The sequence below is a fragment of the uncultured Tateyamaria sp. genome (genome assembly GCF_947503415.1).
Classification (GTDB): Bacteria; Pseudomonadota; Alphaproteobacteria; order Rhodobacterales; family Rhodobacteraceae; genus Tateyamaria.
The window spans coordinates 293,761-309,159 of sequence record NZ_CANNDS010000004.1 but is presented as its reverse complement, the minus strand read 5'-3'; the positions used below and the strand labels follow the sequence as shown (position 1 = coordinate 309,159).

General features: G+C 57.8%; 17 protein-coding genes. 5 read left to right on the top strand and 12 right to left on the bottom strand.

The annotated features are described in order from the left end of the window. The first annotated feature begins 17 nt into the window (after positions 1-17). The 5 genes from Q1A32_RS20490 (at position 18) to Q1A32_RS20470 (ending at position 5,025) form a co-directional block, all read left to right on the top strand. Complete coding sequence (locus tag Q1A32_RS20490; RefSeq protein WP_299657501.1) at positions 18-791, top strand: SDR family oxidoreductase; 774 nt, start codon at positions 18-20, stop codon at positions 789-791. A gap of 90 nt (positions 792-881) precedes the next feature. After that, entirely contained in the window at positions 882-1,181 is a 300-nt protein-coding gene (locus tag Q1A32_RS20485; protein WP_299657499.1) for a septum formation initiator family protein, read from the top strand. A gap of 125 nt (positions 1,182-1,306) precedes the next feature. Then, positions 1,307-2,320 carry a pyruvate dehydrogenase (acetyl-transferring) E1 component subunit alpha gene (pdhA, locus tag Q1A32_RS20480; protein ID WP_299614242.1) on the top strand — a complete coding sequence of 338 codons (1,014 nt, stop codon included), beginning with the start codon at positions 1,307-1,309 and terminating at the stop codon, positions 2,318-2,320. A gap of 14 nt (positions 2,321-2,334) precedes the next feature. After that, positions 2,335-3,714 carry a pyruvate dehydrogenase complex E1 component subunit beta gene (locus tag Q1A32_RS20475; protein ID WP_299657497.1) on the top strand — a complete coding sequence of 460 codons (1,380 nt, stop codon included), beginning with the start codon at positions 2,335-2,337 and terminating at the stop codon, positions 3,712-3,714. Between the two features lie 12 nt (positions 3,715-3,726). Further along, entirely contained in the window at positions 3,727-5,025 is a 1,299-nt protein-coding gene (locus tag Q1A32_RS20470; protein WP_299657495.1) for a pyruvate dehydrogenase complex dihydrolipoamide acetyltransferase, read from the top strand. Between the two features lie 413 nt (positions 5,026-5,438). Here Q1A32_RS20470 and cysE read toward each other — a convergent pair whose 3' ends face one another. The 12 genes from cysE to Q1A32_RS20410 form a co-directional block, all read right to left on the bottom strand. Then, positions 5,439-6,248: a serine O-acetyltransferase gene (cysE, locus tag Q1A32_RS20465; RefSeq protein WP_299657493.1), complete on the bottom strand. Its 810-nt coding sequence runs from the start codon at positions 6,246-6,248 to the stop codon at positions 5,439-5,441. Positions 6,249-6,357: 109 nt separating this feature from the next. Continuing rightward, complete coding sequence (locus Q1A32_RS20460; protein ID WP_299657491.1) at positions 6,358-10,296, bottom strand: glycoside hydrolase/phage tail family protein; 3,939 nt, start codon at positions 10,294-10,296, stop codon at positions 6,358-6,360. Further along, the gene (locus tag Q1A32_RS20455) at positions 10,296-10,745 is read right to left on the bottom strand and encodes an NlpC/P60 family protein (protein ID WP_299657488.1); all 450 of its coding nucleotides are present in this window, start codon (positions 10,743-10,745) and stop codon (positions 10,296-10,298) included. The genes Q1A32_RS20460 and Q1A32_RS20455 overlap by 1 nt, the downstream gene beginning before the upstream one ends. Then, the gene (locus Q1A32_RS20450; protein WP_299657485.1) at positions 10,742-11,629 is read right to left on the bottom strand and encodes a DUF2163 domain-containing protein; all 888 of its coding nucleotides are present in this window, start codon (positions 11,627-11,629) and stop codon (positions 10,742-10,744) included. The genes Q1A32_RS20455 and Q1A32_RS20450 overlap by 4 nt, the downstream gene beginning before the upstream one ends. Next, positions 11,629-12,261 carry a DUF2460 domain-containing protein gene (locus Q1A32_RS20445; protein WP_299657482.1) on the bottom strand — a complete coding sequence of 211 codons (633 nt, stop codon included), beginning with the start codon at positions 12,259-12,261 and terminating at the stop codon, positions 11,629-11,631. Before Q1A32_RS20445 ends, Q1A32_RS20450 begins: the two co-directional genes overlap by 1 nt. 23 nt (positions 12,262-12,284) lie before the next feature. Next, the gene (locus Q1A32_RS20440; RefSeq protein ID WP_299657479.1) at positions 12,285-12,950 is read right to left on the bottom strand and encodes a phage tail tape measure protein; all 666 of its coding nucleotides are present in this window, start codon (positions 12,948-12,950) and stop codon (positions 12,285-12,287) included. Further along, positions 12,947-13,153 (bottom strand): rcc01693 family protein, encoded by a 207-nt coding sequence (locus Q1A32_RS20435; RefSeq protein ID WP_299614233.1) that lies wholly within the window; start codon positions 13,151-13,153, stop codon positions 12,947-12,949. The genes Q1A32_RS20440 and Q1A32_RS20435 overlap by 4 nt, the downstream gene beginning before the upstream one ends. Beyond that, the gene (locus tag Q1A32_RS20430; RefSeq protein ID WP_299614231.1) at positions 13,150-13,467 is read right to left on the bottom strand and encodes a gene transfer agent family protein; all 318 of its coding nucleotides are present in this window, start codon (positions 13,465-13,467) and stop codon (positions 13,150-13,152) included. The genes Q1A32_RS20435 and Q1A32_RS20430 overlap by 4 nt, the downstream gene beginning before the upstream one ends. Then, positions 13,467-13,886, bottom strand: coding sequence for a phage major tail protein, TP901-1 family (locus tag Q1A32_RS20425; RefSeq protein WP_299657476.1), 420 nt, complete (start codon positions 13,884-13,886; stop codon positions 13,467-13,469). The genes Q1A32_RS20430 and Q1A32_RS20425 overlap by 1 nt, the downstream gene beginning before the upstream one ends. A 27-nt stretch (positions 13,887-13,913) precedes the next feature. Next, complete coding sequence (locus Q1A32_RS20420) at positions 13,914-14,324, bottom strand: DUF3168 domain-containing protein (protein ID WP_299657474.1); 411 nt, start codon at positions 14,322-14,324, stop codon at positions 13,914-13,916. Continuing rightward, positions 14,321-14,659, bottom strand: coding sequence for a phage head closure protein (locus Q1A32_RS20415; protein ID WP_299614228.1), 339 nt, complete (start codon positions 14,657-14,659; stop codon positions 14,321-14,323). The genes Q1A32_RS20420 and Q1A32_RS20415 overlap by 4 nt, the downstream gene beginning before the upstream one ends. Continuing rightward, complete coding sequence (locus Q1A32_RS20410) at positions 14,656-15,252, bottom strand: head-tail connector protein (RefSeq protein WP_299657471.1); 597 nt, start codon at positions 15,250-15,252, stop codon at positions 14,656-14,658. Before Q1A32_RS20410 ends, Q1A32_RS20415 begins: the two co-directional genes overlap by 4 nt. Positions 15,253-15,399 lie beyond the last annotated feature (147 nt).

Here is a 15,399-nt window from a genome sequence, read left to right as displayed (position 1 = left end):
CAAACAGGGATCACGACATGGCTTGGACACTCATCACTGGCGCTTCCGAGGGCCTTGGCGTGGAATTTGCGCGCATCGCAGCCAAGGAAAGCCGCAATGTGATCCTTGCGGCGCGGTCCAAGGACAAGCTGGAAAAGGTGGCCGATGAGGTGCGCAGCCACGGTGTCGAAGCGGTCGTGATCCCGGCGGATCTGTCGAACATGGATGAGGTGGACCGGCTGTGGTCCGACGCCACGGACGGGCGCGAGGTTGATGTGCTCGTGAACAATGCGGGGCTTGGCTACAACGGCCCGTTCGAGGCCGGTCAAAGCTGGGAACGGGAACTGGCGTCGATCAACGTCAACATGCTGGCGCTGACGCGGTTGATGAAGCTGGCGATCCCGCACATGCAGGCGCTGCCCAAGGGCCGTATTCTGAACGTGGCGTCGGTGGCGAGCTTTACCCCCGGTCCACATATGGCGACGTATCACGCCACCAAAGCCTATGTCCTGTCGCTGTCCGAAGCGGTGGCAGAGGAATTGCGAGGATCGACCGTCACGATCACGGCACTGTGCCCCGGGGCCACGGCCACCAACTTCTTTGAAGATGCCGATATGGACGGTGTGCGTCTGCTGAAGTTGTCGAAGCCGATGAAAGCCAAGGATGTTGCCGAAGCCGGTTGGCTGGAGGCGCGGATCGGCAAGCGCATCGTGGTGCCCGGCGCGATGAACAAGTTCTTTGCCTTTTTGCCGCGCGTCTCGCCGCGCTCAATGACCACGCGGATCGCCGCACAGATTATGGGAAAACACTAGGTCATTGAAACAAAGGGGATTCACAGGAAGAATCACCTGTGTCATACTGTGTGAAACCGCACGACAGAGGCGGAGCAGAGGCAGTTTGACATGACCCGTACCGCGCGTCCCGCTTTGGGCACTTTCGTTTTCTTCTCAGTTGCGTTCGCTTTGGCGATCTATTTCACCTTTGCCGCCGTGCAAGGGGATTTCGGCCTGTTTCGCCGGGCAGAGATCGATGCGGAGGCCCGTGATCTGGCGCGCCAGTTGACGGACGTGCAGGCGGACGTGACGCAGATGGAGAACCTGACCAAGCGCCTGTCGGACGATTATCTGGACCTTGATCTGCTGGACGAACAGGCCCGCAGTGTCTTGGGCATGTTGCGCAGCGACGAGATCGTCATTCGCTAACCCCCAATAAAACATGGTGATCGCGCGCAAGTTGCCGTTGCGGCACATTGACACTCGCGTATGGGAACCGAATCCTGTAGGGAATAGTTTAACGCTAAACTATTCCTTTTGAGGGAGGTCGCCCTATGGCCGCACGCAAAGCCGCAAAGAAACCGAATGTGTCCGCGGAGGAGCTTCAGGGCTACTATCGCGACATGCTTTTGATCCGCCGCTTCGAAGAGAAGGCGGGCCAGTTGTACGGCATGGGTCTGATTGGTGGGTTCTGCCACCTCTATATCGGGCAGGAAGCGGTTGTTGTGGGTTTGGAAGCGGCCGCCGAGGAAGGCGACAAGCGCATCACATCCTACCGCGATCACGGCCACATGCTGGCCTGTGGCATGGATCCCAACGGCGTGATGGCCGAGCTCACGGGCCGCGAGGGCGGCTATTCCAAAGGCAAGGGCGGGTCGATGCACATGTTCTCGAAAGAGAAGCATTTCTACGGCGGTCATGGGATTGTGGCGGCTCAGGTGCCGCTTGGGGCGGGTCTCGCCTTTTCCGACATGTACAAGGGCAATGACCGCGTGACCTTTACCTATTTTGGCGACGGCGCGGCGAACCAGGGCCAGGTCTATGAGGCCTACAACATGGCCGAGCTGTGGATGCTGCCCTGTATTTTTGTCATTGAAAACAACCAGTATGCCATGGGCACCTCGACCCAGCGGTCGACCAAATCGCCCAGCTATTGGGAGCGTGGGGCGGCTTATGGCATCCCTGGTGAGGAAGTGGACGGTATGGATGTTTTGGCTGTGAAGGCGGCCGGCGCCAAGGCTGTGGCCCACTGCCGGGCTGGCAAGGGTCCGTATATCCTTGAAATCAAGACATATCGCTATCGCGGGCATTCCATGTCCGACCCGGCCAAGTATCGCACCCGCGAGGAAGTGCAGAAGATGCGTGATGAGCGTGATCCGATCGAGGCCGTCCGCTCCATGCTGCTCACTGGCAAGCACGCCACCGAAGAGGACCTGAAGGCCATCGACAAAGAGATCAAGGAAATCGTGAACGCCTCTGCCGAGTTTGCGAAGGAAAGCCCCGAGCCCGCGCTTGAAGAGCTTTGGACCGATATCTATGCCGCCGAAACGGCGCCGCAGAACGCGTAAGGGGAGATTGACCAATGGCAACTGAAATTCTCATGCCCGCCCTGTCCCCCACGATGGAAGAAGGCACGTTGGCGAAGTGGCTGGTGAAGGAAGGCGATACGGTATCGTCCGGTGACATCATGGCCGAGATCGAGACTGACAAGGCCACGATGGAATTCGAGGCCGTCGATGAGGGGATCATCGGCAAGATCCTGATCGACGAAGGCACCGAGGGCGTGAAAGTGAACACCCCCATCGCCGTGTTGATCGAAGAAGGTGAAAGCGCTGACGATATCGAAGCGTCCAGCGCCCCTGCCCCCGCAGCTTTGAGCGGCGAGGAAGGCAAGGCTGCGTCGCCCGCAACCGCCTCCACCCCGGATGCGCCCCCGACCCCGTCTGTCGATTTGAGCCCCGACTATCCCGAGGGCACGACCATGAAAGAGCAGACCGTGCGCGAAGCGTTGCGCGATGCCATGGCCGAAGAGATGCGCCGCGACGACACCGTTTTCCTGATGGGCGAGGAAGTGGCCGAGTATCAGGGTGCCTACAAGGTATCGCAGGGCCTGCTGGACGAGTTCGGCTCCAAGCGTGTCATCGACACGCCCATTACAGAGCATGGTTTTGCGGGGATTGGTGTGGGTGCCGCCTTTGGCGGATTGCGTCCCATTGTCGAGTTCATGACGTGGAACTTCGCCATGCAGGCGATTGACCAGATCCTGAACTCTGCCGCCAAGACGTTGTACATGTCCGGTGGTCAGATGGGTGCGCCCATGGTGTTCCGTGGCCCCAACGGTGCTGCGGCCCGCGTGGGTGCCCAGCATTCGCAGGACTATGCCGCATGGTACATGCAGGTGCCCGGCTTGAAGGTTGTCATGCCCTACTCTGCCGCGGACGCGAAAGGTCTGATGAAGACTGCCATCCGCGACAACAACCCAGTGTGTTTCCTTGAGAATGAGATCCTCTACGGTCGCAGCTTTGAAGTGCCGGACATGGATGATTTTACGGTTCCGTTCGGCAAGGCGCGCATCTGGCGTGAGGGGTCTGACGTGACCATCGTGTCCTTCGGCATCGGCATGCAATATGCGCTTGAGGCTGCCGACAAGCTGGCCGAGGACGGCATCAGCGCCGAAGTGCTGGACCTGCGCACAATCCGGCCTATGGACACAGGTGCCATCATCAATTCGGTGATGAAGACCAATCGCTGCGTGACTGTGGAAGAAGGCTGGCCGCAAGGGTCCGTCGGCAGCTACATCAGCTCGGTTATCATGCAAGAGGCGTTCGATTATCTGGACGCGCCCGTCATCAATTGCACAGGCAAGGACGTTCCAATGCCCTATGCCGCAAATCTTGAAAAACACGCGCTGATCACCACCGACGAGGTGATCGCAGCCGTCAAACAAGTCACCTACCGCTAAGGAGCCGCAGACATGCCGACAGAAATTCTCATGCCCGCGCTGTCTCCGACGATGGAGGAAGGCACGCTTGCGAAATGGCTTGTAAAGGAAGGGGATACGGTATCGTCCGGTGACCTTCTGGCCGAGATCGAGACCGACAAAGCGACCATGGAATTCGAAGCCGTGGACGAAGGGACAGTGGGCAAGATACTGGTGCCTGAAGGTTCCGAGGGGGTGAAGGTCAATACACCGATCGCAGTACTTCTCGAAGAGGGTGAAAGCGCGGATGACATTGGCAGCGGTTCTGCTCCCGCCGCCCCTGCACCAGCGGCTCCCGAGCCTGAGGCAGCGCCCTCGGAAGCAGCGGCGCCAGCTACTCCCGCACCGGCCGCTTCGAAAGGAAGCGATGGCAAACGCGTATTTGCATCCCCCCTCGCCCGCCGGATCGCTGCTCAAAAAGGTCTCGACCTCAGCGGTATCAAGGGATCAGGACCGCACGGACGCATCGTAAAAGCGGACGTCGAAAACGCGGAGGCAACTCCCGCCAAGTCCGAGGCACCTGCTGCATCCGCACCAGCCACTGCCGCGGCAACGCCGTCTGGCCCGTCCAGCGACGCCGTCGCCAAGATGTACGAAGGCCGCGACTACGAAGTGGTAAAGCTTGACGGGATGCGTAAAACAATCGCCGCGCGCCTGACGGAAGCCAAGCAAACCGTCCCGCATTTCTATCTCCGGCGCGATATCAAGCTGGATGCGCTTCTGGAGTTTCGTGGCACGCTGAACGGCCAACTTGCCGACCGCGGTGTGAAATTGTCGGTCAATGACTTTATCATCAAGGCCTGTGCGCTCGCACTGCAACAGGTGCCCGAAGCCAATGCAGTCTGGGCCGGCGACAAAGTTCTAAAGCTGACTCCTTCCGATGTTGCAGTGGCGGTCGCTATTGAAGGCGGTCTGTTCACACCTGTGCTTCAGGACGCACATCAAAAATCGCTTTCGACCTTGTCCGCTGAGATGAAGGATTTGGCAGGTCGCGCCCGCGATAGGAAACTTGCTCCGCACGAATATCAGGGTGGCAGCTTTGCCATCTCGAACCTTGGCATGTTCGGCATCGACAATTTTGACGCCGTAATCAACCCGCCACATGGGGCAATCCTTGCGGTCGGTGCTGGCGTGAAAAAGCCGGTCGTAGGCAAGGAAGGCGCGCTGGAAGTTGCGACTGTGATGTCGGTAACACTGTCGGTCGATCACCGGGTCATCGACGGCGCGCTCGGCGCCCAACTGCTGCAAGCAATTGTCGAAAATCTTGAAAATCCGCTGACTATGCTCGCATAAACACACGTAGAATCAAAAAAGCCCCCCTTGCTTCGCGGCAAGGGGGGCTATTCATTTCGGATGAGATGTCGTTGGCACGTCTTCGACACAGTGCCATAAACTCAAACAACTAGAATCTGTCTACAAAACGTTGGACGGCTCTGGACTGCCCAAATTCGTTTACAACGAAAACAGAGACTAACGAGTCCCCGTTAATGAGTATCCGGACGACGTCGCCAGTCGAATTGTTCGATACGATTTTTTTGGCGAAATGATTGCAGGACGAGCGAGCATCGGCAGCAGCCCAATTGTTTCGTTGATCTCACCTTCAGCACCGACATCAGAGGCGGCTCGAGGCAACAAGGCGATCCACTTCACGCACCACTTGGCGGATCGTAAACCTGACCATCAGATTTGTAGCAACTGATCAAATGCTATTGGTTCTTGCCCAGCATATGGTTCATGGACACTGCCGGTTGGTCGCACCCCGCCTCCCCTACAATCTTGGCCGGAATGCCGGCAACCGTCTTGCATGGCGGCACCTCTTCAAGAACGACCGATCCCGCGGCAATACGGCTGCAGTTTCCGATGCGAATGTTGCCTAGAACCTTCGCTCCCGCGCCAATCAGGACACCGTCCCCAATCTTTGGGTGGCGATCTTCTTCTTCCTTGCCTGTCCCGCCCAGCGTGACGGAATGGAGCATAGACACATTGTCACCAACCACGGCCGTTTCACCAATGACGATGGAATGGGCGTGATCAATCATGATGCCTTTGCCTATCCGGGCGGCCGGATGGATATCGACACCGAAGATTTCCGATACCCGCATCTGGAAAAAATAGGCAAGATCCGCGTGGCCTTGTTCCCACAGAAAATGGCCCACCCTATAGGCCTGCATCGCCTGATATCCTTTGAAGTACAAAATGGGCTGCAACAGACGATGGCACGCGGGATCACGCTCGTAGACCGCGACAAGATCCGCGCGTGACGCCTCTACCAACTCCGGAGACTTCTGGTACGCCTCTTCGACAATCTCGCGCACAACGACCATCGACATCTCGTTTGAAGCCAGCTTGGCAGCAATACGATAGGACAGCGCCTTTTCAACCGATTTGTGGTGCAAGATACAGGCATGCACAAATCCGCCAATCAACGGCTCATCTGAGACCGCTTGCCGCGCTTCTTCTGTGATTTGGTCCCAAACTGGATCAACAGAAGCGATATTCGTACGTAGGTCAGCCATGATGTGTCCTTTCAGGCTCTCGATACCCTACTTAAGACACTTTCTCCAAACGCAAACCCGTGATGGATATCATTGCAAAATGAGATCAATCCATAGTCATCGCACTCTGTCAGTTGCCCCAGGATGCCGTTTTGAACGGACCAGGACCAAATCGCGCCGAATTCTGCGCAACCGATATGTCAAAACCACCAATGATCTCATCAGCATCTTGCATCGATGACGTATACGCCCATTGTGGTGAATCAACGACGACTTCTCGCTTGACCTCCCCGCCTTGGGTCACACGAACGGTATAGCTTTCCGCCTCTTCCGCCAGCGGCACTTCTGGCAAACCCCAATCGTCACCGTCTAGTCGCGTGCGTCGAATCCACTCAGCACTGACGCCAGAGGTTCCATCCGACAATCGAAGATGAACCGGCGCGTACGGTCGCAGCCCGTTACCATTAAATGCGGCCGCAGTCTGAGTGTAAGACGGATCATCAAAACTTCTCTGACCAGGGCCGAAACGAAAAGTCTGAGAGACACGGCGCAGCGCTCTCGACAACTCAATCTGTGATGGCACACCATTTAACAACACGAACCAAGAGCCTACAGGCCACTCGTCGGCAATGAATGCGTCCGTCCCCGCTTGACCCCGAAGGCGTTCGGAAACGAGATACTGATCAGGTGCGATAAGTTCTGCACTCTGGAATTGCACCAGCTCCCAATTATCCGGCGACCCATCACCGACGGCGGCCAAGTTGCCACCACTCAGAAAAGCAAGATCCGGAATGGATTGCAGCGTCCCATGGAGCATCTTAACCTCCAACGGTGCACCACGATCGATTACTCCTGTAGCGCTGCGCCGAAGCGGACTACTCAAAAAACCAATACTTGATCGGGCAGCGACGACTGAGTTGAGTACGAAGTCAGACTCAGTCGGCGATTGGTACACTGCGACGCTTCCAGGCCACGGGGTTCCCGTCACGGCGAGGTGCGGTGCATGCTCAACCTCGTCTCCGGACAACAGTGGCAAGTCCAGGAAAACCGATGTCAATGGTACTGGTGGTACGAATTCCCGCACACCTGCAAGTTCGTCGGAAAGCTCGGAAGGCGTATAGACTTCCGGCTCAATACGCACCGCCTCCAAAAGCTGCATTTCACCGTGCTCGACCCGATCTACGCGATAAAGCCCAGCGCCTTCAGACTGATCCGCCGTTACTTCTATGACATCACCAGCCCCAACGCCAATTTGTGACGGTGGCAATGCAAGCTTGATGGCTTCTCTGGCAATCCGGGCTTCGGCCAGCCACCGTTCGGCAACTTGCCTCCCTTCAGGTCGCGTCAAAGCCATTGGAACTTCGCTTGTGGACACGGCGTGCGTTGCGTCGTCGGCAAGGATCGCTTCCTCAGACAGGACATCAAAGTTGCCATCAGTTTGCACAAACCTTACGCGCACTCGACCAGCCAACTCGGCCTCCGATTCGCGTGCTTGCTCCAATCGACCATCCAAGTCCGGATGGATGGCAATGGTATCCGAAGGAAGCGATACGGCGCGTTTGCCTGTCCGCGAAATGAATTTCAGGATGCCATCACGCTCAATCGCATCGAACGCAAACCGCAACATGAGCGGCTGCAACGCGCCGCGCGCATCGGTGACGTCATCAACAACGTAGCCTCGAACATACCCAAATAACTCTGACGTGTCGTAGTGTTTCAACCCCGACCGCTCACAGATTTCACCAACGACCGACGCAAGACTACGACCCGAGGTACGCCCGTTGATCCAGTGCCCGCGTGGATAGTTCTCGCCGTCAGACCACATGCGCAAAGAGTTCGGAAAAAATGGATAAGGCCGCGCATCCCACGCCCAAACGAAAGCCCTCGACATATCCACCATTCGGCCTTCGTAGTCAGTAGCGGCCGGGTTGTTTTCCGGATCCCGCCAATAACTATGTACCGCGCGCAGGTACTGTTTCTGGATCAGATCGTCGCGTGCACCGTTCGAATACTTCGGCAGACTGCTCTCGGACGATTTCTGATCGAGAAACTTGTTAGGTTGATTTGTACCCTTGTCGATTGCGGCGCAACCAAACTCTGTAAACCAGATAGGCTTAGATCCTGGCACCCAGTCGGTCGAGCTCGCTGAACGAACACCATCGATACGTTCGTGGTGCGCGTTGCTCCACCAATTTCGAATATCTTTGTACCTGTAAATCCAAGGCTCGTCGTGAGCCCCGTCAGTGATCGGTGTGCGTATTTGTGCCGCTTCTGCTTCGGCCGATTGGTAGTACCAATCATACCCCTCGCCACCCTCGATATTAGCGCTTAGATAGTCCAAGTTGTATATATCTTGCCAGTGAGCGTCCGCGTGATCGTCACCTTCGCGCCAGTCCGACACAGGCATATAGTTATCAATGCCGATAAAATCGATATTGTCGTCGGCCCAAAGCGGATCAAGATGGAAGAAGCGGTCACCTGAACCGTCTTGCGGTTGATAACCAAAGTATTCGGTCCAATCCGCTGCGTAACTGATCTTAGTATCTGGCCCAAGTAGCAGGCGAACTTGCGCTGCAAGTTCCTTCAGCTTCTGTACAGCATAAAAACGGTTCTCAACTCCGCGGATCTGGGTCAAGCCGCGCATCTCGGAGCCTATGCAGAACGACTCCACCCCGCCTGCCCAACGACACAACGCCGCATAGTGCAAAATAAAGCGCGACAAAGACCATTCTTGAGGACCGAAGTACTCAAATGAGCCTGTGACGCGGAAATCCGCCGCCGTGACTGTTCCAAAAAACGCGTCGACCTCAGCTTCTGCTGCTTCGGTCCCGTCGGGTGATCCGTCCACGCCGGGTGCACGAGACAGGGTGATGCGACCACGCCATGGCAAATGCGGCTGAGTGTCATCCGGAGCATATGGATTTGGCAAATCGTTGCCTTCCAATTGGTCCATCAGAATGAATGGATAGAACATCACATTCTTGCCTGCAGCACGTAGGCCGTTGATGGCTTCCACAACAGCTGCGTCAGCTGGCGTACCTCCATAAATCGGACGATCATTTATGTAAGGGACACGCTCCACAGTGTTCCGCAGCCTATGCGCAACCCGCCACGGCATGTTCTCACCGTCAATATCAAGGCGTTCGACTTTCGGTTTAACCTCGCAAGACCCACACCTCAGATCGTTACCAAACCAGGAAACAATCAAGGACGCCGCTTCACAGTTCGGCATCTCCGTCGTCAGCGCATCCAACGACACAGCAAAATCTGGCCGGCCAGCGGGGGTGTTGATATTCGCGCTCCATCGGCCTCGGTTCCCATCGACATAATTGACCGCGGTCGTCGCCAATGCGTATTCACCAGTACCGGGCATCAGCGCGACAGCCTCTACTGCGCGCGTGATCTCTTCGTCTGCACCAACCTCTTCTGGTTGCTCTGGGCGGACAACTTCGAAGGACAGCTGCGGCACACGATTGCCGAATTGGCCCAGCGCGAGGTTTTCAATAACCACATAGGCAGTACCCCGATACGCCGGGACCAGACCCTGCCCTTCGGTGGCTTCCATCAACGGATCAGGAAGTTGATCCCGCGCGCCGGTGTAAACGCGCATGTTCAAATCGTTGATTGACACCTCTTCGCCGTCAGCCCAGACGCGGCCAATCCGCGTGATTTCCCCTTCGCAAACGGCGAGGGCAAGGCTGACGGAATAAGAGTATTCACGCACTTTTGGCGACGCTTTCTGGCCGCCAGTACCTTTGCCGCCTCCACCGCCACCGGTGACAGTGACGGTTTCCTTGAAATCCGAAGACCAAATCACCTGACCACCTAAACGCATACGGCCGTACAGTTGCGAGATAGGCGCGCCTTCACCCGAATTCGACAATCTAAAACGGTCAACCTTACCGTGCTCTACGACATCAGAACCCTGCCCCATCACACGTTGGTCGATGACCCGACCCAGCGTTGCTCCAATCGCGCGCCCGATCGCAACCGATGACAAGCCCAAGGCAGTGCCACCAATCGATCCGCCAATAGCCGCGCCAGCGGCAGAAAGTACTACGGTTGCCATCAGTCGGCCTCCACATCGGGAAATTGGAAACGGGCCACAGCGCGTCGGGCCCAGGGTTCGCTCATGGGGCTTTCAACAACGCCATGTCCGCTATATGCGTGAACAAAACTTGGTGCGGCGCCAATGCCAGCTTGAATTCCCAAATGCTTGGCAATGGAACCCTCGCGCATGCGAAAGAGGATCACATCGCCAACCGCCAAGGTATTCAATTGCTTCGGATGCAAGTGGCGAGACGCAGCACCCCACAATTGTTCTTCGCCCTGCGGCTCCGACCAATCCATGCTATAGGCGGGAGGTAACTCCGGCTCGGACCCGAAAAGCGCCCGCCACACACCGCGGACCAGGCCCAGACAATCCGTGCCCGCCCCGCGCGCAGCCATCTGGTGGACATAAGGTGTACCAATCCAGGTTCGCGCCTCTTTAACGATCAACGACGGTGACACAGTCATCGCAGGCTCCCCCCAGAATTTGTGCCACCGGAGGTGGGATAGGTCATCATCCAGTCATCACTTGGCAAATCAGGAAAACCCTGAAAATTCAGCAAGTTGTTGAACTTTAAACGGCAGGTATCAAAACGCTTGTCGCAGCCAGCGGTTAGCCGGACCGCATCAGCGCGGTTCATCTGTCCGCGCACGGCTTCCCACAGCTCAATCCGCCGTACGCCGTCTTCGAACGCATCGCGCTTGATCATCCCCCAAAGCCCTGCTGCATTTCCCGATGTCACATCAAGACGGCCACGGGAGAACCACCGGGGTTCAAAGCCGGCCAGATCGTCCCACTCGAAAACACGGTTATCGATCACGCGATCCGGTTGGCCTTCGAACACATATCCCGGTTGGCTCAGGTCAAAGCCGCACGAGCCATCACCCAGTACTGCTGTACATGGCTTTTGGTATATACGGCCCAACGGTCTGTTCAGGGCTTCGGTCAATCCGCGCAATTCCGCATGGAACGCGCCGCCTGAACGACGCAACTCACCAATTGAGCCACGAAATTGAAGCCATCGCACGTCCGGCTTTGCCCAGTTGACCATCCAAGCGCGTACTTCTGCATTGTCAAAACGACCCGCTTCGATCTCATCTTCGCGCACGGATGCATCAGTCAACGCACCCAATGCTTCAGTGTTGTCGACGCTCAAGCCTGTACTCTGCGCCAAGGCAGCCGCCGACAAGCCGGTGTCCGCCCGAAACTCTATGCCATCGAAGTTTAGAGGCGTGTCATGGTCGGTGAAGCCAAAGGTCTTGCCGTCTGTCCGCAGAATAGCCCACGCCCGGCACAACGTTGTGACACCTGTTCCAGCGTGTGCGAGAAACTCTTCACTTTGCCCGCTCATCACACACGCACCTCGATGATTGGAACGTTAGGGACCGTGCCCGCTTGGAAGCTCGCAACCGAGGTCTGAATTTGGTCCGTATCAAAACGCACGGGTACATCGAATTCGAAACCAGCTGTGATTTCCTCATTCTCTTCTGGGGGGTGCTGGAATGTGATCAACCCGGTGGACAGATCTACGTCGTAATCCACGCCTTCCTGCATTTCATCACGACCCAAGCCCACGCGGACAGTGCCAGCCACGGGTTTCACGATTGGGCGGGAATATGAAAACTCGCCGGAGCGATAGGTTTTGAGAAGCGGGAAGGTGTCGACAATGCCATCACCCTGAGCGATTGTCTGGTCTGAAAAGCGCGGGTCAGCGCTTGCAGCACCAGACTTGAAATCCGCCCAGTCCTTCCAGCGGAACCCATACATCTGTCCCATCCGGGCTTCAAAGAACGCGATCAACGTCTCGACATCATCCAATGATCGCATCCCCAAACCTGCATCATATCGGCGACGCGAATGCGCCCACGGCGTGTTGCGCTCCTCAAACCCATTGGCAAGGGTCACAACTTCTGTGCGGCGTTGTGGCCCGCCAACCGAGCCAAAGCTCAAGGACGCGGGAAATCGAACCTCGTGAAAATTCATGGCCTTGGCTCCCCTTCAATTTCTTAACGGTTTCGGCTCGCGCGGCTCAGCGCGCGGTTCATCTGTGCGGCGATCTGGTTCTGGGATCGGGCAAAACCCTGTACGTCCGGCGTCGTGATATTCATCACCACGGTCGGGCCGCCCTGCCCGCCGCCTCCACGCACGCCCAACTTGCCGTCCGGGCCACGGGCCAACGGCATGATGGCCTCTGGTCCTGCCTCGCCCATCACACCGGTACCACCACGCATTCCAAAAGGTGTGGCCGAACTGACAATGCCGCCAGACGCAAAGGGCATCACGCGACCCTGGCTAAAGGGCGCGCCATCGGCAAAGGGCAGGATCTTCTCGAAGAGCCCGCCGGCACCAGTGGCAAGCAACCCGCCGACATGATCGGTTACGGGCTTGATCGCAGCATTATACGTCGCGTTGATCATGGAGTTGGCCACGGTATCCAAGGCATCCGACAGACTCAGCCCATCAAACACCAACCCGTCAAAAGCCTTCCGCAAACCGCGCGACAAACCCTTCTCAAGGGTCGCCACGTCCTTGTTGGTCGCAGCAAGGCTTTCGCGCATCCGCCGCAACTCGCTGTCAAAGCCAGTCACCATGATCGTTGTCGCATCCAGTGTCTGACGCAATCCATCGGTATGATCTTCGAGATTTTCAATCTCATCTCGGTAATCGCTCATGTCTGATCCCCTTCCGACTGTTCGTCCGGCCAGGCAGCCATCAGAGCATCCAGCCCACCACTCAACAGCGGCGCGCTCTGACCCGGTGTGCCCAGCATCATCTGCAATTCGGCAGGGGTCAGCGCCCAGAACGCCTCAGGCGTCAGGCGAAGCCCCTGCATCCCGGCCCGCATCAAGGCGGGCCAGTCAAGTGTCTTGGTCATACCTCTGGCACCACGAAAGCGCGGGCGATCAACTCAGCTGCAGCGCGAGCAGCACCCATCGGACCACCTGCGATCTCAGCATGATCGAGTTGCGCGGGATCAAAAGCCGCCCCACCGCCAACAAGCCCGGCTTTCAACACGGCCAATACATCACCGCTCGAAAACCGGCCCTGTTCAAATCGTTCGACCAAGGCAACCAACGAAGGCTCAGCCAAAGCCGCCTCAAGCCCTGCAAGCGCTCCAAGGGTCAGCCGCATCACCTGCGGCGCCCCCTCAACCACCAGCGTGACCTCTCCCCTCCAAGGATTGGTCATCAGGCCACAAGCGCCGTAAAGGTCAGCGCGCCAGCAGATGCCAGCGACATCTCATAGGTCGCCTCGCCATTGTGGCTCCCACTGTATTCCAGCGACGTCACCTGAAACGAGCCTTCGACAATGCCGAAGTCGGGGATGATAACCTGGAACTCCGGTGTCTCTCCGTCAAAAAAGATCTGGCGCGCGCGTTCGTCCGTGCCTTCGTCCTTGAAGACACCACCACCTGAAATGTTGGCGGACCGAACACCGGCACCAGCGAGCAGCTCACGCCAGCCACCTTGGCTTTCCAGACTGGTGACGTCGACACTCTCAGCGTTGAAACTGACGCGTGTCGCCCGCAGACCAGCAATGGTTTCGAACTGCCCGTCCGAGGTCATGTCGACCTTCAGCAGCAGGTCCTTTCCGTTCTGAGCACCCATGGGTTTTCTCCGTTTGAAATTGGTTGATTAGTTGTCTTCAGTCCGCGCGCGGAAAGTCAGATCAATGCGGCGCCCTGTGCCCTTGTCGATCTTGACGGCGCGGGCACGCTCAAATCGCAGGGACACGAGGCGCCCACGATCCAGAGGCAAGTCAGCATCATGCAACACGTCACACACAGCGCCTGCAGCTTCCTTGGCCGCAAAAAAACCGGGGACGTCAGTCACGACAGACACGACAAAGTTGTGAACGGCGCCACTGCCCGTCTTGTCATCCGCCACACGCACGGTCTCGGGACCAAGGTTGACATAAAGGCTCGGCAACGCGCCACTGGGCAGCGCGTCATACACAGCATCTCCAACCGCATCTCCCACGGCCAGATCAGCAGCAACAGCAGCAAACACGGCGCTTTGAAGCGCCGCTGCAACAGCATAGCTCATATCGCGATCTCCTCGTCGGCCATGCAGACCAGATAGCGACCCTCGGGGTCGCGCTCGGCCACACTGCGGATGTTGAACAGGCGGTTTCCATCTCGGAAACGTTGCTCGGCCATGGGGCGTTCTGGGTGACCCACGGGCGCACCACGCACAACGACAGTGTAAGGCACGGCAGAAACAGCTGCCCCGGTGGTCACCGTTTCGCGACCCGTCCGCGCCGTCAGTTCGGCCCAGATCACACCCAAGGACGTCCAGCTTTCGGCGTACCCCCCCGCTCCATCAGATGCGCGAGATGGGCTTTCCAGGTTCAGGCGCCGGTTCAGGCGCGGCGTCTTCACCGGACACCCCCGCCCAAACGAATGGGCTTGTAGCGCTCGATCAGACTGGTCACGCCAAAGGGCATGCAACCTTCACTCAAGGTCGTCTCATGGCGGAATTCATAGTAATGCGAAGCCAAAAGCATCACAGCCTGCGCCAGATCAGCCGGCACCTCGGACCAGACAGCCCCGTACCCGGCGGTGAAGCTCACGGTCATAGTTCCGGCAACAGGGATCGTCGGCAGCGCGTGACCGACCGACCGCAGACGCGGGCGGTGCATGTCACGCTCAAGCCAAAACAGATCACCGCCGATAGGCGTCTCATCGCCCGCACGATCGACCAGAGCGACCGCGCCAATCGCAGCGACAGGCGCCACGGGCAAAGCAACGGCATCATCCGCAGCCAATGCCGTTACCGACAGAACAAAATCACGCGCGATCAGGACCTTGCCCGTGCGCGCCTCGATCGCCGTGACAGCCGCTCGCAAAAAGCTGACCAACACCGCATCCTGTACGCTGTCATTGCCAAACCCGCTGCCCAGACGCAGATGCGCCTTGAATTGCTCGACCGGAAGTGCTGCATCAGGCACCGTGGTCACTTCGTTCAACATCATGGAACATCTCCAGAAAAACTCTGCCCCTCGGCTCCAAAGGCCCGGGTGCGCGCCAGTCCACGTTGCTCGGACGGAGGGGAGCAGCTAGACAACACGGCGCACTTCAGCGCGCACCCGGAACCGGGGATGGTCACCCACCCCCGGCCA

Bases quoted from the DNA above. Each gene is read 5' to 3' on its own strand.
- Q1A32_RS20490 (WP_299657501.1), top strand. From the start codon at position 18: ATGGCTTGGACACTCATCACTGGCGCTTCCGAGGGCCTTGGCGTGGAA.
- Q1A32_RS20485 (WP_299657499.1), top strand. From the start codon at position 882: ATGACCCGTACCGCGCGTCCCGCTTTGGGCACTTTCGTTTTCTTCTCA.
- pdhA (WP_299614242.1), top strand. From the start codon at position 1,307: ATGGCCGCACGCAAAGCCGCAAAGAAACCGAATGTGTCCGCGGAGGAG.
- Q1A32_RS20475 (WP_299657497.1), top strand. From the start codon at position 2,335: ATGGCAACTGAAATTCTCATGCCCGCCCTGTCCCCCACGATGGAAGAA.
- Q1A32_RS20470 (WP_299657495.1), top strand. From the start codon at position 3,727: ATGCCGACAGAAATTCTCATGCCCGCGCTGTCTCCGACGATGGAGGAA.
- cysE (WP_299657493.1), bottom strand. From the start codon at position 6,248: ATGGCTGACCTACGTACGAATATCGCTTCTGTTGATCCAGTTTGGGAC.
- Q1A32_RS20460 (WP_299657491.1), bottom strand. From the start codon at position 10,296: ATGGCAACCGTAGTACTTTCTGCCGCTGGCGCGGCTATTGGCGGATCG.
- Q1A32_RS20455 (WP_299657488.1), bottom strand. From the start codon at position 10,745: ATGACTGTGTCACCGTCGTTGATCGTTAAAGAGGCGCGAACCTGGATT.
- Q1A32_RS20450 (WP_299657485.1), bottom strand. From the start codon at position 11,629: ATGAGCGGGCAAAGTGAAGAGTTTCTCGCACACGCTGGAACAGGTGTC.
- Q1A32_RS20445 (WP_299657482.1), bottom strand. From the start codon at position 12,261: ATGAATTTTCACGAGGTTCGATTTCCCGCGTCCTTGAGCTTTGGCTCG.
- Q1A32_RS20440 (WP_299657479.1), bottom strand. From the start codon at position 12,950: ATGAGCGATTACCGAGATGAGATTGAAAATCTCGAAGATCATACCGAT.
- Q1A32_RS20435 (WP_299614233.1), bottom strand. From the start codon at position 13,153: ATGACCAAGACACTTGACTGGCCCGCCTTGATGCGGGCCGGGATGCAG.
- Q1A32_RS20430 (WP_299614231.1), bottom strand. From the start codon at position 13,467: ATGACCAATCCTTGGAGGGGAGAGGTCACGCTGGTGGTTGAGGGGGCG.
- Q1A32_RS20425 (WP_299657476.1), bottom strand. From the start codon at position 13,886: ATGGGTGCTCAGAACGGAAAGGACCTGCTGCTGAAGGTCGACATGACC.
- Q1A32_RS20420 (WP_299657474.1), bottom strand. From the start codon at position 14,324: ATGAGCTATGCTGTTGCAGCGGCGCTTCAAAGCGCCGTGTTTGCTGCT.
- Q1A32_RS20410 (WP_299657471.1), bottom strand. From the start codon at position 15,252: ATGATGTTGAACGAAGTGACCACGGTGCCTGATGCAGCACTTCCGGTC.